A 21468-nucleotide genomic window follows, 5' to 3' on the forward strand; every position below is an offset into this window, starting at 1 on the left:
TAAATCCAAGTATAGATGACAAATAAAAATTTACAAGCTTTTGCAGTAATGGATTATATGAAGGTGGTCAACCGCTTTCAAGATAATTATGTGAAAGCTGAAAAGGCATGGAAGCCGGTCCACCAAGCTAGGATTGATCAGAATATCATTACCGGATGGTATTTGTACAAAGTACACTTTGCTTATGACGATAACCCGTACAACTTTGCTACGATCAATACTTATGACGATTTTGTGAAATTGGAAGACCCTTATCCACGTCAAATCATTGAGAATGTGCATCCAGATTTGGGGTACGATTGTTTTGAAGACGAGACCGAGGCCTCAAGGACCAAAATGCGTTCCGAAATGAGCGTTCTGGCCTCAAGTGCCATAGGCACTGCGAGAATGGATAAGCCTTCAAAGTATTTAAAAGTGGCTTTTATTCAAGTTGATGAAAAGGACAAAGATGCCTATATTAAAATGGAATCAGAGGTTTGGAAAGACGCGCACCAGAACCTAAATGATGCCGGGGTTCAAGATTGGTGGGCATTGTACCAATTGGAGTTTCCACATGGATCAAGTGTCAACTATCAGTTTATCACCATAAGTGCGGTGTCCGAATATAAAAATTTGGAAGACCTTGATTACTTGGGCGCCTATAAAAAGGCACACCCCAACAGGGATTTTGATTCCGATATGGAAAAGACCTTACAGTTGCGGTCGGCTTACAGGGCAGAATTATGGGAACTTGTGGACCACCTTGAGAAGTAGGTGCCCTGTATGAACATTCAAGCTAAGAAGAAAATGATGAAGTACTTTTTGATGGTATTAACAGCTTTTATGAGTGCAACAACCTTTGCGAAAGGCCTTCCCGAACAAGTGGTTGTCACGGACTTTATGAAAGTAGAAGCCGTTGACGTAATCACCTTTTTGGAAAAAGAAAAGGCGTTAAAAAAAATACATCAACAAAGAATTGATCAAGGTATCATAACAGGTTGGTATCTGTATAAAGTGCGTTTTGCAGGAGATGAGTACAATTATGTAACCATTACTACCCACGCCGATTTCGATTCCATTGAACACTTATACGATAAAAATATAATTGACGAACCATCAAAGACTGTAAAATCAGAAATGTCAAAATTGATGGCTTTTACAGGGAAGAACAAACCATCCCAATATATGTTGATGGCATTTATTATTGTGGATGAGAAAAATAAAGATACTTATATAAAAGGGGAAAAAACTATATGGAAGCCTGCACATCAAGAACTGATCAAAACCAGCTCATAAGACTGGTGGGCGGTATATCAACTCCAGTTTCCGCATGGTTTGGATGTAAATTATCAGTTTATTACTATTAGTGCCGTTTCGGACTTTTCAGACATCGATAATTTGGATTATTTGGGAGCATATAGTAAAGCCCATAAAGACCATGGCGATAGGGATTTCGAAACAGATGTTGCTAATACCCTGAATATAAGAACGGCACATAGAGCGGAGCTTTGGGAACTTGTTGATTTTTTGGAAAAATAAAATATAATCTCACATGAAATATAAAAAATACACTCGGTTAAATAATGAAGCTTTGCCAGCCATTGGTTTTGGTTGCTGGTCCATAGGAGGGGAATGGAACAATATTGAGGATTCCAAGTCCATTAGGGCCATACATACTGCATTGGACCTAGGGGTGAATTTTTTTGATACCGCTCCTGTATATGGCAAGGGCCATTCTGAAACCGTGTTGGGAAAAGCACTTAAGGGTAGTGATCGGTCCAAATTGTTCATTGCCTCAAAATGTGGTTTGGTATGGGGAGAAGATCTGCATGTGGATGTGAACTTGACCAGAGAGAGCCTCTTGAAAGAAATTGACCGTAGTCTTACCCGATTGGGGGTGGATTATTTGGATGTGTGGCAATGTCATTGGCCCGATAAAGATACCGATCTAAAAGAAACCATTGAAGCGATGGAAGAAATCAAGGAGATGGGCAAGATTCGCTATATAGGCCTTTCAAACTATAGCTTGGAACAATTGAAGTATGCCGATTCTTGTGGAGAGGTAGCCTCTTTTCAAGGCTTGTACAATATGTTTGAGCATAACCCCGATACGTACCACGGCATACCGCTGACATATAAGACCAAAGACGAAATACTTCCCTACTGTCGTGAAAATGGCTTGATGTATTTGCCCTATAGCCCATTGTTTCAGGGATTGTTGACAGGGTCATTTAAAGCGGAAGGGAATTTTGATGAAAATGACAAGCGTTCAGAAAATCCAAAATTGCTCGGCGAAACCTTGCTTTCCTATTTGAAAATTGTTGATGACCTAAAAGTGTTTGCAAAAGAGATCGATAGGCCATTATCACAGATTACGATCAATTGGCTGGTGGCCCAGAAAGAGGTGGGGCCCATTATTGCGGGATTGGACCATGAAAAATACGCAAAAGACACCGTTGCCTCTTTAGAGTGGGAGCTAACGGCCGAAATGCAACAACAAATAGCGGAAATTCTGGGCAAATATGACCTAGATAAATTATAAAGCAGTTGCTTAACCAATGATAAAAATCGAAATAGACCAAGATTGGAAGTTTAAACAGGTTGATAAACAAGAATGGTTGCCAGCGACAGTACCGGGTTGCGTTCATACTGACCTACTTAACAATGGGCAGATTGAAGACCCCTTTTTTGGCGCCAATGAAAACAAATGTCAGTGGATCGAGTACAAGAACTGGGAGTATAGAACGGTCTTTACCGTAGATGCCTATGTTTTAAAAGAAGATGAGATCGAGCTTGTCTTTGAAGGTCTGGATACCTATGCCTCCATTTACCTCAACGATACTGAACTGTTGGTGACCTATAATATGTTCAGCACTTGGCGGGCTTCGGTGAAAGATATAATCAAGTTTGGTGAAAACGTATTGCATATCCGTTTTGAATCACCGACCAATAAAGTATTGCCAGAGATGGCAAAGCTGGATTTTCGCTACCATGCGCTACAAGATAATGCGGTTGAGGCTTCTGCATTGACCCGAAAAGCACCCTACCATTACGGATGGGATTGGGGACCACGATTTGTAACTTCGGGCATTTGGAAACCGATTATCCTTGAGGCAAGATCACATGCTAAAACAGATACGATCTTTATCAAGCAAGAAACATTGAACAAGCAGTTGGCACAATTGTCTTTGCAGACAGAATTTTATAGCTCGAAGAACACCAGTGGCACCTTGCGTCTGATACACAAAGGAACGGGTACGGTTTTAGTCGATACCGAAGTGGAAATCAAAAATGGCGGCAATACCACAACACATGATTTTGAATTGGCTGATCCCAAACTATGGTACCCCAATGGTTATGGGGAGCAGCATCTCTATGCCTTCAAAGTCGAATGGATTGAAGATGGTCAAGTAGTTCATGAAAAGAACTTAAAAATAGGATTGAGAAACCTTGAACTCCGCAGAGAAAAAGACGAGTGGGGCGAAAGCTTTGAGTTTGTCGTCAATGGTGTCAAAATCTTTGCCAAAGGTGCGAATTGGATTCCTGCGGATAACTTTCTTGATAGGGTCGATAAACGGCGATACGAAGAACTCATATTGGCCTCCAAAAAAGTCCATTTTAATATGTTGCGTGTTTGGGGCGGCGGCATTTATGAGAGTGATGAATTCTACGAACTATGTGATGAGCATGGTATTTTGGTCTGGCAAGATTTTATGTTCGCCTGCTCACTGTTTCCGGCCGATGACGGTTTTTTGGAGAGTGTAAAGAATGAGGTGGTTGACAATATCAAAAGACTTAGAAACCATGCTTCTTTGGCCTTGTGGTGTGGTAATAATGAAAATGAATGGATCTACGACTTTGATGGCGACGGAATGAAAAACCGCTTCGGCCTCAAAGAAGAAGAGATCAAGGTCTTCAAGCAAGACTACGAAAAACTCAACAACCAATTGCTAAAGAGCCTTGTGGCCGAACATAACCCAAATCTGGTGTATTGGCCAAGCTCGCCAAGCAGCGATTATAAAGCACCTGCAAATGATGACAACTATGGCGATATTCACCATTGGGATGTTTGGCACATGGGCTATCCCGTGGAGAACTATAAAAAATTGAAGCCCCGGTTCATTAGTGAGTTTGGTTTTCAATCTATGCCAGATCCACGAACCATAGATAGGTATTTAGAAGAAGAGCAGCGATTTTTGGGTTCCCCGGCCATGGAAACCCATCAAAAGCACCACAGGGGGTATTCCCTTATCAAAACGTATATGGAGCGGGCTTATCCGTACCCCAAAGATTTTGATGGATTTGCTTATTTAAGCCAGGTGCAGCAGGCCGATTATATGAAGTATGCCATCGAGTATTTTCGGAGCTTAATGCCCAAGTGCATGGGTATTTTGTATTGGCAATTAAACGACTGCTGGCCGGTATGTTCTTGGGCAAGTATAGATTATGATCTAAGGTGGAAAGCGTTCCATTACTATGCAAAAAAGTTTTACAATCCAGTTTTGATCTATGCCGAAAATAAAACTGAAAATGTAAAGGTAAAATTGATATCTGATAGTAAAAGGATCAACAACGGCCACCTAAAATGGCAGTTATTGAATTTTAGTGGAGCTGTTTTACATAATGAAATTATACCCGTATCTGGACAAGATGTCAATACGGTGAACACTGTGCTTGAATTGCCCAAAGAATTATTGTTGAAAAATCGTGCTTCAGATGAAACATACCTTCTTTTTGAATTGATGGAAGACAAGAAAGTGATTGCGGACAACCGCTTGTTTTTTGAAGAACCAAAAAAGTTGAAGTTACAGGAAGCCACCATTGATGCTACAATTGAAGATGCTTCGGATGTGGTTTACATCCATTTGTCGGCCAGTGCCTATGCTAAAAATGTTTTTTTAATTTTTGAAAGTGACAATGGTTTCTTTGAAGACAACTATTTTGATATGGATGCAAACCAGACCGTCACCATAAAATACCATCCCGAAAACATGGATTTCAAGCATGATATAAAAATTGTTTCAATGAAGGATATGATAGAACAGTTTTAAAAAGACATCATACATGAAAAAGCAACTTTTAATTTTGGTACTTTCAATAGTATTGGCCAATTGTAACGACAAACAGCATCATATAGCAGAACATGGCGATGCGGAGAAGATTGCGGTGAGCAAAAAAACCAAAACAGGCTTGCTCCCTTTGCACCAAGCCATAGTTGAAGGCGATGAAGTAAAAGTGATAAGGTTGATCGAAAATGGTGCAGATGTAAATCAATTGGACGCACTTATGGGAAACAGTCCTTTGCATATAGCCTGCGAGCAAGACAATGCTAAAATTGTTGAAATTTTGTTGCAAAACGGCGCTTTCGTAAACCTTATTACACCAAGGTCGGGCTTTACACCGCTCATGGTAGCCGTTTGGCATAACCAACCGGGGAACGTAAAGGCACTGTTAAAACAAGAGGACATCAATATCTATATCAAATCCCCTACCGGGGGCTCTACGGTAAGGGACATCGTAGGCGGATGGCATAAAAATCCAAATGAAAATGATGCAAAACGCTACCAAGAACTATCCGATATTCTCGATGCCTATGAAACAGCATTGGAAAAGAAGGTTGCTGAACAAAAGATTTTTCAGGCCATTGTGGACCGAAATCTAACAGAATCCGAAAGGGAAAAAAAGGTTAAAGCCCTAATAGCTTCCGGTGAACCTGTAAATACCGAATCCTATGTAATGGGGAAAGGATATCCGCGTCATTCGCCTCTTTTGTTGGCCGCTAGGGACAATAAAATTGGCATTGTCAAATTGCTTTTGGATGCCGGGGCGGATATTGGGCAAAAAGGTTATCAGATGAATGCGATCGCCTTTCATAAAAGTGCGTATAGCGGCAATACCGAAATCGTGAAACTACTGTTAAGTCATAAAGATGCCCAAAAATACATCAATGACCAAGGACCGAACAATGGCTACACCCCACTGCATGATGCCATTTGGCATGGGCATACAGAAGCTGCAAAATTATTGATCGAAGCCGGTGCACGTTTGGACCTGACCGCTTATGATGGATTCACATCATTGGAATTTGCGAAACGGTACCAGTATAATGATATCGTAGCCTTAATTGAGAAAAGAGTAAACAATTAGTTATGGGTACACTGCAAGATTTTCAGAAGTTGGTGATTGCAAATGCCAAGGATGCAAAAGGGTTAAAAGTTGGGGAAAAAGCCCCTGATTTTGTTTTGCCGAACGCATTGGGCGATTCAATTTCCTTGTCCGAAAGCTTAAAATCGGGTCCTGTTATCCTAAAATTTTACAGGGGCGAATGGTGCCCCTTGTGCAATCTCGATCTGCGGGAAGTCCAACAGTATATGGGCCAGATTAAGAAATTCAATGCAACGGTAATGGCTATAAGTCCACAAAAACCGGATGATGCCCTGAGTATGACGCAAAAAAACGAACTTGAATTTGAAGTGTTGAGCGATAGCGACCAAAAGGTGATCCAAGCGTATCATTTACAATTCGATCCCGGTGAGGATTACCATCAAAGACGAGATTTATTACTTCTTAATGGAGATGGCTCCAAAACACTTCCGGTACCGGCTACGTTTATAATAGGCCAAAATCGTACCATAATTGCAGCCCATGTCGAGGCCAATTATACGGAGCGAATGTCACCGGAGGACATAATTACCTTTTTGGAACGAACGATATGAATGTGAAAAATTTAAAACATCCCTTTTAAAAAACGATGAAGGCATATATACTAAGAGATAAAAACATAGCATTGGAAGACGTTGCTGTCCCCGAGATAGGAGATAACGACGTTTTGATAAAAACCAAGGCATTTAGCCTAAACCCGGTGGACTATAAAGTGACCCAAGGTGCATTTGGTCTGGAAACCCCAAGGATAATCGGTCATGATATAGCGGGCGAAGTGGCCGCAATTGGTAAAAACGTGTCCCATATCGCTGTGGGCGACCGTATATTTGGCATGGTCAATATTTTTAAGACAGGCGCTTTTGCAGAGTATGTTGTAATGCACAGTGCCATTGTGAGCCGCATCCCAGAAGGATTAAGCTATAAAGATGCCGCGGCCATATCCTGTGCCGGTTTGACCGCCTGGCAAGCCATTGACCAAAAAATCAACCTGCAACCGGGACAAACGGTCTTTATTACTGCAGGTGGTGGTGGAGTTGGTGGGTATGCCATTCAATTTGCCAAATTAAAGGGTGCAAACGTCATCACTACGGCAAGTAAGGATTTTGAAAGGATACGTAATCTTGGTGCCGATTTTATCATCAACTATAAAGAAAATGCCATTGCCAATGAGGTGATGCGTATCACCAAAGATGGCGGTGTCGATTATATCATCAATTGTATTTCTGGAAAGGATATAGAACAATACGCTTCATTACTGCGCTATAATGGAATTATAGTTGGTATTGCCGGCATCCCAAAAACATATCCATATGCGCCATTTACAAAAGCTGCCGGAATCATTGAAGTGGCACTGGGTGCCGTGTATACCTCAGGGGATACGCAGCAGTTTCAGGAAATTGCACGAACAGGAGAGCACATTGCAAACCTTATCAAAGAAGGAAAGATAAAGACCAATAGTACCCAGGAAATCACGTTTGAAGAAATCAAGGAAGGCTTGCAATGGTTTTCTGAAGGAAAATCAAGCGGTAAAATTGTGGTCACCAAATAGGTCATAAAGAAAATTATTGTCAATACTATAAAAATCAATACAATGAAAGCATCAAAATATCCAAGATCGTTCTCTCACATCGGAATCACTGTTCCAGATATAGAAAAAGCTGTAAGCTTTTATACAGAAGTTATGGGTTGGTACCATATTATGGGACCTGCAAAAGTGGCCAAAGAAAAAGGCACCGCCATAGGGCAAATGTGCATAGATGTTCTGGGCGAAGATTGGGAAAGCTTTGAGATCGTGCACCTATCCACATCAGATGGCATTGGTGTTGAGCTGTTCTCGTTTCCGCATGGTAAAAAAGAAGCGCCAGAATTCAACCCTTTTAACACGGGCCTGTTCCACTTTTGTGTTCAAGATCCGGACATAGAAGGGCTGACCCAGAAAATTGTGGAACACGGAGGGAAACAGCGCATGCCCATCCGGGAATATTACCCAGGTGAAAAGCCCTATAAAATGGTGTATGTTGAAGACCCGTTCGGCATTGTTTTCGAAATATACACCCATAGTTATGAATTGACCTATTCTTCTGGGGCGTATCAAAACGAAGAATAATTGAAAGCACCGCAAAAATGAAATTCAACCTCTTGAAATCCATTGGTTTTTATATCAATATTTTGTTGTAAAGAAAATGGTAAAAAGAATGAAGTAGCAAACGATGGAGCTGAACCTATCAACGGTCAGTTCAAATGAACAGTCAATAATGAAAATCAAATAATTATGGAGGCACTAGGTGTTTCGTTAAGCTGGGTCGATCTATTGGTAATGGCGGTTTATGTCATTGGCATCATTTGGTGGGGGCTCAAAAAAGGATCCAGCAAGACCAGTGAAGGGTATTTTTTGGCAGGTCGTTCCATGACCTGGCCAATTATTGGTATTTCACTTTTTGCGGCCAATGTCTCCAGTTCTTCGCTATTGAGCTGGTCCGGTGATGCCTACAGTAGCGGAATAGCCGTTTTTAACTATGGATGGGTCGCAGTAATCCCCTTATTGTTCTTCTTGGTGTTCATATTGCCCGTTTATTTAAAGAAGAATGTATTTACAATGCCCGAGTGGTTGGGAAAACGTTTTGACAGTCGTTCAAGATATTACTTGGCATCGATGAACATGGTAGGGTACGTGTTTTTGGACATTGCACAAGCGTTGTACGCAGGGGCATTGGTAGTCAAATTGATATTTCCACAGTTGGAAATTTGGCAGATTGTTTGGATTTTGGCCATTGCAGTGGCCACTTACACCATACCTGGGGGGTTGTCTTCAGTAATTCATACCGAAGTTTTACAGGCGATAATTTTGCTATTGGGTTCCACATTGGTGACCGTTTTCGCATTGAACGAAGCGGGCGGCTGGGCTGAGGTGGTAAAACAGACCGACCCAGAGATGCTAAGTTTGATAAGGCCCATTGATGATGAATCCGTGCCTTGGCTCGGCATTGTGCTGGGCATTCCATTGTTGGGCTTTTATTATTGGTGTACCAATCAATCCATTGTACAAAGAACCTTATCGGCAAAGTCCATCAACGAAGGAAGAAAAGGGGCCTTATTGGCATCGTTATTGAATTTTCCCATTCTTTTTATCATGGTATTGCCGGGCATATTTGGTCTGCTGATCTATCCAGAGATCGAACGCCCTGATTTGATACTTCCGCACTTGATATTTGGTTTGCTGCCCATAGGCATAAAGGGGTTGATGGTGACCGCATTATTGGCTGCCATGGCCTCAACACTGAGTGCTGTATTGAATTCGGCATCAACGGTGTTTTCTTATGATTTCATGCCCTTGGTCAAGTCAAACCTATCTAACAAAGCCATGGTGCGCAGTGGCAAGATTTCGGCCCTGGTGATGATTATAATAGCATCTTTTTGGGCACCTTATATTGGACAGTTTGATTCCATCGTAAAATATTTTCAAAGCGTGTTGGCCTATATGGCCCCGCCAATAGTAGCCGTTTTTCTTTTTGGTATGTTCTGGAAACGGGTCAAAGGTACGGCAGCTTTTGCCGGTTTGATGGCAGGGTTGGTCGGGGCCGTATTTTTGGTGTTCTTTAAAGATGACACCATCATGGCCGACTGGCACTTTTTGTTGGTAGCCCCCGTAATTTTTACACTATCCTGCATTACAATTGTACTTTTTACCTTGGCACTTACCAAACCTGATAACCGAATTGAAGAATGGATGTGGAATAAATCCTATTTGGAGGATGATGTTTTGGATGGGGTGGCATGGTACAAAAATTATCGGGTACTGTCCGTACTATTACTTATTTTCACTTTATTCTTTGTGTACTTATGGCGTTAAAAAATAAATGTTGTCTAGTCGCAATAAGCATGGTTTTATTGGGATGTAAATTTGAAGAAAAAAAGAAAATGGATACAGATGATTTGCATGAAGCTCCCCTAGAGTTCGATCTGGTAGAGAATTCCATCCAGTTCTTTGATAAAAATGCTTTTGACCAAGCGCATGGCGTTTATTTTTCAGAAGTTGATTCTAAAGGTAAAGTAACCTCGGATAAAGTGCATTTGGTGGCCTTGAGCCGATTGCTGTATGCCTTGGAGTACGCCTCAAGATTTGATTCAAAATACGAAAAACAAGCATTGGAAGCCAGTGATTTTTTTATTAAAAATTTTATGTCTAAAGATACTTTGGGTACCTATTTTTTTGAAACAGTTGAAATCAATGGCGAGCCAACTATGCCAGATAACTTAGGGATATGGCAACAGTCTTATGGATTGGGTGGGCTGGCGGTCATCCACCGTTTGAAAAAAGATAAAGCGACCCTGAAATTGCTCCATGATGCCTTTGAAGGGTATCGGGCCCATTTTCATGATGCAAGGTCAAAAGGTTTTGTAGGATCTTATGCTATGGATGAAGGTATTCAACATGATGATAAGACCCTGCAGTCCATTTTATATCCCATGTCAGCAGCACTATTTTATATGTGGGAGCAAGATTTGGAAAACAGGGCGAAATATGAACCTTTTTTAAAAGAGAACATTGCCTTGCTTTTGGAATATGGCTGGAATGCCAAGTTGGGCTGGGTAAATTTAAAGTTTGATAGGGAATGGAGGTTGTGTGGAAAAGAGAACAATGTTGAACCCTGTTTTAATGTGGTGCCAGGCCATAATTTTCAATTGGGATGGGTGTTGTTGCAATCATCAACTTTTCCGTTTTTAAATCCTGATGTACAAATGCAATGCAAGAAACTAGGCACAGCTGTTATTGAAAACACCATGAAAAAACCCATTTGGGACGGTTCGGTTTCCAATGGCTTTTATAGTGAAGTAAATCCTGCTACCGGTAAGATCCTTTCAAAGAGAAAAACTTGGTGGCAGCATACGGAAGCCATCACTGCGCTATCCTTTATGAAAGTATCTTTCCCTAATGAATTCAAGAGTCTGTTGAACTTCTTCAGGGACAACTTCGTAGATTTTAAGGGAGGGAATGAATTTTTTTTCCTAACAGAAGACAATAGCCCTATCTTAACCGAGCCTAAGGGAAGTATGGGCAAATCATCATACCATGTGACCGAAATGGTGCTGTATATCAATCAGAATAAGTGATGAGGTTCATTCATGTACGGGTTGATTTTAACATCTTATAAGTGGTAAAAATTCCAATCTATGGCACATCTATTTTCTAAATATTCCTTTTTGATCAGTGCATTGGTTGCATTGGCGGTCATTGTGATGCTGCTCATGGGAAAAGGAGGTGAAACAGGGTTTTTGGTCATTTCTTTTTTCTTGTCCTTAGCCCTTGCTTTTCAAACCTCAACAAAACTAAAGGGTCTGGCCTTTACCATCTTGATTTTGGCGGCCATAGCGGCCTCTTTGTTCTATCCAGGTTTTTTTGTGGAGTTGGGCGGGTTTCTACTCAAGCGATTGATCGTTCCGCTTTTGATCATTATTATGTTCGGTATGGGAACCTCTATGAGCATAAATGATTTTGTAGGGGTTTTAAAGATGCCCAAAGGGGTCTTGATTGGGCTTTTGGCACAATTTACCATTATGCCGTTCATTGGTTTTGGGTTGACGTATGTGTCAGGTTTGCCGCCAGAAATCGCTGCAGGCGTGATTTTGGTGGGCTGCTCCCCAAGTGGTCTGGCCTCAAATGTAATGGCCTATATCTCAGGGGCCAATTTGGCCTTGTCCCTGACCCTAACAGCTTGTGCCACCTTATTGGCACCATTGATGACCCCTTTTCTTATGAAATTATTGGCCGATCAATTGGTGCCCATAGATTTTTTGGGAATGCTATGGAGCATTATGAAAATTGTAATCTTCCCTATAATTGCCGGTTTGCTGTTCCATAAACTGGCGCACGGGCGTTTTAAGTGGTTGGATCGCGCCATGCCCATAGTATCCATGATGGGCATCGCTATTATTATCACCATCATCACTGCTGCGGGCAGGGATTCTTTATTGGCCATGGGCATGGTACTTATTGCAGTGGTCGTGGCACATAATTGCTGTGGGTATCTTTTGGGATATGCAGGCGGACGTCTATTCGGGCTCGATAAAAAATCCGCTCGGACCATTGCATTTGAAGTTGGCATGCAAAATGCAGGTCTGGCCTCAGGCATTGCCCTTGAAATGGGAAAATTGGCGACCATGGGACTGGCTCCCGCCGTATTTGGGCCTTGGATGAATATTTCAGGATCCTCATTGGCTTCTTTTTGGAAAGGGAGAAATCCCCATTAACAAATTTTAATCTTTCAAAGATGGTATTAAATTGCGATAGCGCTTTAAAAGCATTAACTTAATAGGTTATGGAGATTAAGAAATATGACCTTATATGTGTGGGCGGCGGAATTATGAGCGCTACCCTGTCCGTTTTATTGAAAACACTCGACCCTAGCCTAAAAGTCCTGGTATTGGAGCGTTTAGATAACGTGGCCCAAGAGAGTTCCGCCGCTTGGAACAATGCAGGTACTGGGCATTCGGCTTTGTGCGAATTAAACTACACCCCAAAAGATAAAAACGGAAACGTTGATATAAGCAAGGCCATCAAGATTTGTGAGCAATTTGAAATATCAAAGCAGTTTTGGTCTTTTCTCGTCAATGAAAACCTGGTCAAAGACCCTTCTTCCTTCATCACAAAAGTGCCCCACCATAGTTGGGTCTATGGTAAGGAAAATGCCGATTATCTTGAAAAAAGGTACGAGGTGATGAAAGAACATTACATGTTCGATACCATAGAGTTCACCAAGGATATCAAAAAAATGAAGGAGTGGTTTCCTTTGATTATGGAGAAAAGGGATGGGAACGAGCCTATGGCCGCATCCAGGATTGAAAGGGGTACCGAGGTGAATTTTGAGGCATTGACCAAACACTTTTTCAATATCTTGAAAACGCAGTATAATACCAAAGTACAGTTCGGAAAAGAAGTGGTCGATGTAGATGTGAACAGTAGTGCCGACTGGTGCGTAAAAGTAAAAAATGTAAGTACCGAAGCGATAAGTCGCTTGCAAGCGGAACATGTTTTTATCGGAGCGGGAGGCGGAAGTCTATTGTTGTTGGAAAAGATTGAAATTCCCGAAAAAGATGGCTATGGTGGCTTTCCAATCAGCGGCGAATGGTTGGTCTGCAAAAATGAAGAAGTCATACAACAGCACAATGCCAAGGTATACAGTCTTGCCGGTGTAGGAGACCCACCCATGTCCGTGCCACATCTAGATACGCGTTATATTAACGGAAAACGGGAATTGTTGTTTGGGCCTTTTGCAGGGTTTACAACAAAATTCCTGAAGCAGGGCAGCAGTTTAGACTTGATACATTCAATCAAACGCAAAAATTTACGTTCAATGTGGGGGGTGTTTTGGCATAATTTACCGCTTACACGATACCTTATTGAACAGGTGGCCATGTCTTTTGAAGACCGGATGAATGCCTTACGCATATTTGTGAAGGATGCCAGAAATGAAGATTGGGAGATTTTGGTGGCCGGAAAAAGGGTACAGACGATTAAAAAGGATGAATTTGAAGGGGGGCAGTTGGAATTTGGAACAGAAATTGTCAGTAGCACATGCGGCAAGATAACCTGTTTATTGGGTGCGTCTCCCGGTGCATCAACCTCCGTCCCAATAATGATGAAGGTTATTGAGAAGGCCTTCCCAAGAGTTTTAGCTTCAGAAAAAGGACAGGAAGTTATGGGACGTATGATACCTTCCTGGGGCAAGCCTCTTTCCAAAGAATCTTTTAACACTCATCTGAAAAACTCAGAAAAGGTATTACAGCTTTAAACGTTCAGTGGTGTTCCAATTTCTGGCAATACTATTTTGAGTCGACGGGACCTGCAAGCATATTATGTTTCTATTTGGTTAACATAGGATGAAGAAATTTTAGGGCTGCCCAATATCCAGACGATAGAGATTTCCCCCTTGGTGATTGGACCGCTCATCGGAGAGCAGTAAGGTGGAACCGTCCAAAAAGCAGACAGATTCGAGTTGGCTATGTATCCCCAGGTCAATTTTTTGGATATTCCCCTTGAAAAATCATCGAACTCAAAATCGGTGATCAACCAAAGAAGTCCATAGCCCAATACGGCAATGGTCTTGCCGTCCGAAGAAATATCCGCAGAGGTAATCGAACATGTGTCCCCATCGCTGCAAGTAAACCATTCCGATATCAGCTCGGCCTTGTATTTCCCCTTTTTGTCCGGTACTTTATAAATCATGGCCTTGCCATCATAAGGTCGGGTCCGGTTTTTTGTTATGATGTACAGGGAGTTTCCCCAGTGAAAAAAGGCCTCGGTGTCATAGTACCGTTTTGATTTTTTGGGAGGGAATTTTTTTTGCTGCGGATATTCAAACTCAATTTTGGCAGAAGTTATTTTATCACCTTTTTCAACTTCGGGATTGGGTAATTTAAAAATGACCAGGTTCTTGCGGCCATTGAGATTGTTGCCAAAATCACCTATATAGAGATTTTCCTTCTTGTCCTTTGCCAAATCCTCCCAGTCATGGTTTTTGGCATCTTTCACCGTAAGCTCCTTGACAATCTTTCCTTTGAAGTCGACTTTGTAGATTTTGTTGTGGTTGCCACTGTCCTCGACCATCCAGGCTGATTTTTGGTCAAAGATTGTTATGCCGGAGCTTTCTTTCAAACTGGAGGGGATATCGGTGACCACCCGCAACTTTCCGAAATTTTGGGAATGGGCGTATAGACCCATAAATATTACCACCAAAAAACAAATCACCTGTTTTGACATACGCTGAAATTTATCCTAATAGTTAAGAAAATAGCATGAAATGCCTCTATTTTAAAACATAATCCAATATAGTCAACAGTTCTGTCAGTTCAGCCATAGGGTGTTGATTATTTTTTCTTTTTTGCGATGGTTGACATTATTTGTTAATCGGTCGGCAGTAAAACTGATAAAAACCAAGAAGGTTACCTTTTAGAGGTAAAGGTGCTTAGGTTTAGGTTGGTAAACTACCTCGGGGCAAGCCAACGAGCCATTCGTTGGAAACAAATTTTCAATTTCGAGGCAAGCCTCAGGGTATTATTCCCTTTGACGGTGCCAATCAAAATAATGGAAGGTTTCGAAATGACATCCAACTCAAAAACAATTTCACTCTTTTGAGAAAACTATAGGTTTGAAATTCATGTTGGTTTTTTTATCAATTGCTATTAATATAAGACAAATCTAAACTTAACTAATCGCTATAACTTCTATCTCTATCAAACATCCAAAATGCAACTCTCGGGTTGGAACAATGGAGCGTACGGCTTGTGTGCACCGAAAAAGGCACTGTACTTTTGGTTTACCTTATCCCATAAATCAATATTGGAGATGTAGATACGGGCTTGCAATACGTCATTTTTGGTACTGCCCGCCGCGTTTAAAATAGTCTCAACATGGTTTAAGGCCAAATCGGTCTGTGCTTCTATGGTGTCAGGGATTTCTCGGGTCTTGGGGTCAATGGGCAATTGGCCCGATAGGTACAGCAACCCATTATGTTCGATGCATTGGCTGTAGTGTCCGTTACTTTTGAGAAGGTCTTTATGGGCAATGATATGCATACCGTTTAGAGCTTTTTTTGTGTTTTTAGTTGTTGGAATCTTGCGTTTAGGGCTTCGTGCCGTTCAAAAGCATCTTTTCCCAACTTTTGGGGTACGCTTACAATCATTCTATATAAATATGCAATATGGTTTTCCAATTTTGGTTGGTCGTAGCGTTCCTTGCCCTTAATCAAAAACGCCAATTTCTTTTTCAGTTGTTCTTTTTTTCGTTTGGAAGTTTCGGTCTTCAGTGCCTCTTCCAATTGCATGCGCTCGGTCTGTACTGCAATGAGCAATTGTGCGGTTTTTACCGATAGGGATTCTTGCTCCTTCAGGTCGGCAATTGTAGTTCCAATTTCCTGTAATTCGGGATGCAACAGTACTTCAATCTGTTTTTTAAATGTACTGCCACCTATGGTTATTTCTGCGGTGTAGTTGCCAGGCGCAACCCGTGGGCCCTTAAAATCTTTTTCACCTTTTCTTTTGAGGTAGTGTCTTAAATCCCAAGTGGTTTTTTGAACTCCCCAAGTATTCGTCTTGAAATTTTTCAGGGTATCTATTTTTTGATGGATAAGGGTGTTTTCATCATTCTTAAAAATAAATTCAATAGTGGTATTTTTAGTTGTTTTTCCCGATGTAAAATACAGATTGACGTTCTCTCCAATGGTTTTTGAAGGTTGAAAAACATGGAGTTTTGTGGTATCGGCAGGTTGAAATTCCCGCAATACGGACATATCTTCCATTATCCAAAAGGAACGCCCCAAAGTAGATAGGTTAAGGTTGTCCCTAAAAATCGCCATATCGGTAATAGGTACTATGGGAAGGTTTTCTTGAAAGGGTTGCCATGAGGCTCCATCATCAAAGGATAAGAACATGCCAAATTCGGTACCGGCAAACAAGAGGCCTTCGCGTTCGCTGTCTTCCCTGACCACACGCACGGGATAATCATCCGGGATGCCTTTGGTGGCCAGCACCCAGTTCTCCCCATAATCGGATGTGGTATAGAGATACGGGGCATCGTCCCCCAGATAATCCCTATACACGACGAGGTAGGCTTTACCTGCATTGTGGTTGGAGGCGTGTATTTTAGAAACCCGGCCATCTTCGGGAAGGTTTTTGGGCGTTACGTTTTTCCAGATTTGGCCACCATCTTGTGTGATATGTACCAAGCCGTCATTGGAACCGGCCCATATCGTATGTTCTTCTAAGGGCGATGGTGCAATGGCATAGAGTACATTATAATATTCCTCGCCCGAAATATCTTCGTCTATGGGGCCACCACTGCGCATGCGGTATGCCGGTTTGTTGGCCGTAAGGTCTGGCGAAATGGTCTGCCACGTTACCCCGCCATCGCTGGTTTTATGCACAAATTGCGACCCATAATACACGGTGTTGGGGTCAAAGGGTGAGACTGCCATGGGCACCACGCGTTGAAACCTGTAAGTGATATCATCGGGATGGTTGCCATACAGGCTCTCTGCGCCCACGTAATAGTTTTGCTGAAATCCGGTAAGGTGGTGATACACCCCAAATTGCCCTTTGCAATTGGCATAAACGGTATTGGGGTCTCCGGGTTTGGGTATCACGGGCCCTGTTTCGCAACCGCCCACCGATTCCCAATACTGCAATTGAGATAGCCCATGGCCATCGTTGGAAGACAGCACATCACCACGGGGCTGGCGACTGGGCACCCGAATGGTAGAATTATCTTGTTGCCCTGAATACAGATAGTAAGGGTATTGGTCATCCACATAACAGGAATAGAGTTCTGCCGTGCTTTGGTTGAACAGGTTTGTCCAATTCTTACCGCCATCCATACTTACCGAAGCACCGCCATCATTACCGGCCACCATTAATTGGGGGTTGTTAGGATTTATCCACATATCATGATGGTCTGCATGCGAATAGGCGGGTAATTTATTCCAAGTCTTGCCCCCATCTTTGGTGGTCCAGAACAGTTTGGTGCCGGACCAGAGTTGGTTGGCATCTTTAGGGTTGGCATCCAGATTGGTAAAGTAAAAGGGACGGTACATGATGGATTCCTGTACTTTTTCCGGCATAGTAATGTGTTGCCAAGTTTCGCCATAATCCTCACTTTTATAGAGCCCTTCCTTTTCGGTTGGTGCTTGTACCAATGCCCAGACCCACGAGGGTTGGGCCTCGCTTACGGCAAAATCTATTTTACCGATAAGCCCTTGTGGTAGCCCTTTGCTGATTCTTTTCCAGCTTTCACCGCCATCTTTCGATTTAAAAATACCGCCCGTAGTGTCACCACTAATGATGGTCCATGGTTTGCGCTCACCACGCCAGATGGCCGCATATACGATGTTTGGGTTTTTAGGGGCGAATTCAATATCCACAGCACCCACACTATCGGATAGGAAGAGTTTTTGCTCCCAGGTTTTTCCACCATCGATGGATTTATAAACGCCCCTTTCTTTCGATGTTCTAAAAGGTTGCCCAATAACAGCCGAAAGTAGGGTTTGGTTGTTGGACGGGTCTATCTCGATGGCACCTATTTGTCCTGCATTTTCCAATCCTGAAAATTGCCATGTTTTTCCGGCATCGATGGATTTATAAATGCCCTTGCCCACAATAACGTTGCTACGTAGGCCATCGGACCCAGTACCTGCATAAACGGTATTGGGGTCGCTTTGGTCCACGGCAATGGCCCCAATGGAAGGACTCTTGAAATAACCGTCCGAAATATTTTTCCAATGGTGGCCGGCATCGGTGGTTTTCCAAAGTCCGCCGCCCGTAGCTCCCATATAATACACCTGTGTGCTATCGGTAACGCCACAGACCGCAGTTACCCTGCCGCCTCTTGAAGGACCTATGTTTTTGTATTGCAAGGGCTTTTGTTGTGCCAATGATAAAAGGCTTGTACAGGTGAACAGGAGGAGGAAATGGTATCGCATAGCATAAAGTATTCAAGACCTGTCAGGTTTCAGAAACCTGACAGGTCTGATTATTAGTTAGGCTTCTTTTTAAGATGGGCTTCTGCTTTTTGCAACAATTGGGCTTTGTACTCCAAATAATTGTCACAGGTCACGGGAATGTACTCATCTACCATGGCGGGATTTCCCTCGGCAATTTGTCCGTTGGGGCGAATGGTATGCCCCATATCCCACATAAAACTGGTGACGGGTTTTCCCGTGGTTGGAAACTTCAATACCTCTGTCCATTCCCAAGTATTGCTGTACCCACCATCGGGCATGCCCATGGTATGGCCCAAATTGTTATCGTGTATCATGGCGGCAAACTGGGTTAAATGCGAACCGCCCCAAGGCCCAAAAAACACCACCATATTGCCCGTAAAATGTTTTTCGGCGGGCTGCATTATCCAATCGGAATAATAGGGCAAGTGCGCACATTTAAAAGGGGTGTTGTTGCTGTAGGCTTGGTTGGCCGCCAGTCCTTTTAAAACGGGACCGTTCAACCATTCGATGACCCAAGTGCCATCGTCTTCAGTTTCCCGGCTGTCATGGTCCATCAAGGCTTTTCTGCTCAAATACCGGTTGGTGTAGCCTGAAACAAACTGATAGGTGATATCGCTCAGTTTTAAGTTACCTCCCGTGGTTTTAAACGGTTTTGGACTTAATCTTGCCAAGGCATAAGCGCCTTGACTTCCGCCACGACTGTCTATGGCATCGATAATCAAATCATAATCCAAGGCATTGTTTTTCTCTGCCCAGGCAATAAGGGCATCGGTGGCTTCGGGCAAATCGCCCCGAAATCCGTACCACCACAGTACCAAGGTCTTGTTGCCGGCATTGGTAGGTTTGTAGAGTTTAAAGCTTTCGTATTCAAAATCGGTTACCTGTTCGTATCCCGCATAGGTATCGAACACCCTACCGTACTGCCATGAGACATCTTCCAGATAGGGCAAGATAAGGGTGTAGGTTCTTCCTCTTTTTGGTTTTAGGGTAAGTGTCAGGTCTTCTTTAAAAAAAGATGGGGGCAGATTATTGTTTTTACGGGTAAGGTCATACCCTGCCCTGATGATGAAATTTTCGTTGGTGGAATATCTGGAATACTGCCTTACCCGTTTTAGGTAATCGGCAATAGCTTCTCCATTTACCGAGATAAGCTGGTCGCCAATCTTTGGTGTTCTTTTTGCGTGTTCACCAATGGTTTTTCCCAAATCGGAAACAAATAAAAAGGGCTTGTTCTTATCACTAAAATCCGGAAAGAAGCGCACGGGTGCCGTGCCCCTGTTTATCTCAGGCAATACCAGTCCATCATCAACAGGTCTTACACCAAGGTGTTTGTCCCTTCTGGCGGCACTTATTTTTTGTATGGCATAAAATAGTTTTTCATCGGTATCGGCATTGATGAATTCCTCTTTTAAGGCCAGCATATCCGCTAGAGGGTCAAAATTCAGTTTTTCATTTTTTATGGGCGACCATGCTTCCCTGATTTTTGTTTTTTCAATGATGTAATCAAAAAGAGCCTCACGGTCTTCCTTGGTGCCCGCATTATTGGTTTCTTGTGCCAAAAGCAAGGTTGGGATCAGTAATAATAGGACTACGATGTATTTCATGACAGTTATTTTTTAATTTGATGTTTCAGGTTTCCAGTTGGTTTCAAATTTGGATACGATGGTGGTGGCCACCATATCGCCCATACAGTTCACAGTGGTGTTGCCCATATCTATCAAGCGATAGATGCCGCCAACAATGGCCACAATTTCCAACGGTAGGTTAAAGGCCTTGGCAAAAAGCATGGCCGTGACCAGACCGCCACCGGGGATGCCCGATGAGCCTTCGACCACCAACAGGCCAATGAGTACTACTTGTACCAATTCTGCAAAGCTAAAATTTAGGCCTGCTGCCTGTGCAGTAAAAATCAGTATTCCTGCTAGCATTATGGAGGTGCCGTCCTTATTGAACTGTGCACCCATGGGCAGCGTAAAGGAATAGACTTTTTTGGGCAGTTGCATTCTGGTTTCGGCAATATCAAGTGCAACGGCCAAGCTTGCCAGACTGCTACAGGTGGCCACGGTAGTGGCATAAAGCTCCTTTGTTTTTTTCAAAAACCATGTTATGGACACTCTGCCAATGGTTTTGAGCAATACCATATAAATAATGACCATCAGCACTTGGGCCACGTAAATGGTGGCGATAAATTTACTAAGCGCCCCAATGATTTGGGCTCCAAATTCGCCAAAGGTGGCCGCCATTAATGCCCCGAGACAAAGTGGGGAAAGCAATAAAATGTACTCCACCAGTTTTCGCATGAGGTTGGCCAGAGTATCATAACCTTTGGCAATGGGCTGTTTTTGGGCAATGGGCAGTTTTAGGGTGACAATGCCCAACAATACGGCAAAGACCACAATTTGAATAAGGTTGCCCTCGGCAAAGGATTTAAAGATGTTGGTGGGGACCATGCTCAACAGTAAATCACCAATATTAGGGATTTCACCAATGTTGTTGTTCACCTCGCTCGTTAGGGTCATGCCTTCACCCGCTTTTGAAATTTTCATGGCCATTATACCGATGACTATCGCCATCAGGGTAGAAAAAGCGTACCATATCAAGACCTTGCCACCAATCTTTCCGAAGGATTTGACATCGCCCAATGCTGTGATTCCTGATAGAAGATTGAAAAATACCAGTGGAATGGCCGCCATGATGAGCAGGTTCAAAAAACCAATGCCCAAGGGTTTTATAAATAGGATGCTTTCGCCCAAAAAAAGACCCAGTATAGATCCAGCGAGCATCCAAATCAAGACCCTGGTGGCAAACGGAATTTTAAAATATCTTTTTATCATAG

General features: G+C 42.7%; 18 protein-coding genes. 13 read left to right on the forward strand and 5 right to left on the reverse strand.

Annotation, left to right across the window (positions count from 1 at the left end):
• Positions 1–15: 15 nt before the first annotated feature.
• The 13 genes from LV704_RS02195 (at position 16) to mqo (ending at position 13931) form a co-directional block, all read left to right on the forward strand.
• Positions 16–753: a hypothetical protein gene (locus tag LV704_RS02195; protein WP_163423726.1), complete on the forward strand. Its 738-nt coding sequence runs from the start codon at positions 16–18 to the stop codon at positions 751–753.
• A 33-nt stretch (positions 754–786) separates the two neighbouring features.
• Positions 787–1275, forward strand: a complete 489-nt coding sequence (locus LV704_RS02200; protein ID WP_163423725.1) for a hypothetical protein — start codon at positions 787–789, stop codon at positions 1273–1275.
• Positions 1276–1314: 39 nt separating this feature from the next.
• Positions 1315–1518, forward strand: a complete 204-nt coding sequence (locus LV704_RS02205; protein WP_163423724.1) for a hypothetical protein — start codon at positions 1315–1317, stop codon at positions 1516–1518.
• Positions 1519–1531: 13 nt separating this feature from the next.
• Positions 1532–2521 (forward strand): aldo/keto reductase, encoded by a 990-nt coding sequence (locus LV704_RS02210; protein ID WP_163423723.1) that lies wholly within the window; start codon positions 1532–1534, stop codon positions 2519–2521.
• A 16-nt stretch (positions 2522–2537) separates the two neighbouring features.
• Positions 2538–5030, forward strand: coding sequence for a glycoside hydrolase family 2 protein (locus LV704_RS02215; RefSeq protein ID WP_163423722.1), 2493 nt, complete (start codon positions 2538–2540; stop codon positions 5028–5030).
• A gap of 13 nt (positions 5031–5043) precedes the next feature.
• A complete protein-coding gene (locus tag LV704_RS02220) occupies positions 5044–6126 on the forward strand; it encodes an ankyrin repeat domain-containing protein (protein ID WP_163423721.1) in 1083 nt (360 codons plus the stop codon).
• Positions 6127–6128: 2 nt separating this feature from the next.
• Positions 6129–6695: a peroxiredoxin-like family protein gene (locus LV704_RS02225; protein ID WP_163423720.1), complete on the forward strand. Its 567-nt coding sequence runs from the start codon at positions 6129–6131 to the stop codon at positions 6693–6695.
• A 35-nt stretch (positions 6696–6730) separates the two neighbouring features.
• Entirely contained in the window at positions 6731–7690 is a 960-nt protein-coding gene (locus LV704_RS02230; RefSeq protein ID WP_163423719.1) for a zinc-binding dehydrogenase, read from the forward strand.
• Between the two features lie 42 nt (positions 7691–7732).
• Positions 7733–8248: a lactoylglutathione lyase family protein gene (locus LV704_RS02235; RefSeq protein WP_163423718.1), complete on the forward strand. Its 516-nt coding sequence runs from the start codon at positions 7733–7735 to the stop codon at positions 8246–8248.
• A 165-nt stretch (positions 8249–8413) separates the two neighbouring features.
• Complete coding sequence (locus LV704_RS02240; RefSeq protein ID WP_163423717.1) at positions 8414–9991, forward strand: sodium/solute symporter; 1578 nt, start codon at positions 8414–8416, stop codon at positions 9989–9991.
• A 68-nt stretch (positions 9992–10059) separates the two neighbouring features.
• Entirely contained in the window at positions 10060–11253 is a 1194-nt protein-coding gene (locus LV704_RS02245) for an AGE family epimerase/isomerase (RefSeq protein WP_233782122.1), read from the forward strand.
• Between the two features lie 60 nt (positions 11254–11313).
• Entirely contained in the window at positions 11314–12390 is a 1077-nt protein-coding gene (locus LV704_RS02250; RefSeq protein ID WP_163423715.1) for a bile acid:sodium symporter family protein, read from the forward strand.
• 68 nt (positions 12391–12458) lie between these two features.
• Complete coding sequence (gene mqo, locus LV704_RS02255) at positions 12459–13931, forward strand: malate dehydrogenase (quinone) (RefSeq protein ID WP_163423714.1); 1473 nt, start codon at positions 12459–12461, stop codon at positions 13929–13931.
• Between the two features lie 62 nt (positions 13932–13993).
• Here mqo and LV704_RS02260 read toward each other — a convergent pair whose 3' ends face one another.
• The 5 genes from LV704_RS02260 to LV704_RS02280 form a co-directional block, all read right to left on the reverse strand.
• Positions 13994–14899, reverse strand: a complete 906-nt coding sequence (locus LV704_RS02260) for a hypothetical protein (RefSeq protein WP_233782123.1) — start codon at positions 14897–14899, stop codon at positions 13994–13996.
• A gap of 473 nt (positions 14900–15372) precedes the next feature.
• Positions 15373–15714, reverse strand: a complete 342-nt coding sequence (locus tag LV704_RS02265) for a RidA family protein (RefSeq protein WP_205597910.1) — start codon at positions 15712–15714, stop codon at positions 15373–15375.
• 5 nt (positions 15715–15719) lie between these two features.
• Entirely contained in the window at positions 15720–18611 is a 2892-nt protein-coding gene (locus tag LV704_RS02270; protein ID WP_163423713.1) for a sialidase family protein, read from the reverse strand.
• A 53-nt stretch (positions 18612–18664) separates the two neighbouring features.
• A complete protein-coding gene (locus LV704_RS02275) occupies positions 18665–20236 on the reverse strand; it encodes a hypothetical protein (protein WP_163423712.1) in 1572 nt (523 codons plus the stop codon).
• A 12-nt stretch (positions 20237–20248) separates the two neighbouring features.
• Positions 20249–21466 (reverse strand): dicarboxylate/amino acid:cation symporter, encoded by a 1218-nt coding sequence (locus LV704_RS02280; protein WP_163423711.1) that lies wholly within the window; start codon positions 21464–21466, stop codon positions 20249–20251.
• Positions 21467–21468 lie beyond the last annotated feature (2 nt).

The sequence above is a fragment of the Flagellimonas sp. CMM7 genome (assembly GCF_021390195.1).
GTDB lineage: Bacteria > Bacteroidota > Bacteroidia > Flavobacteriales > Flavobacteriaceae > Flagellimonas.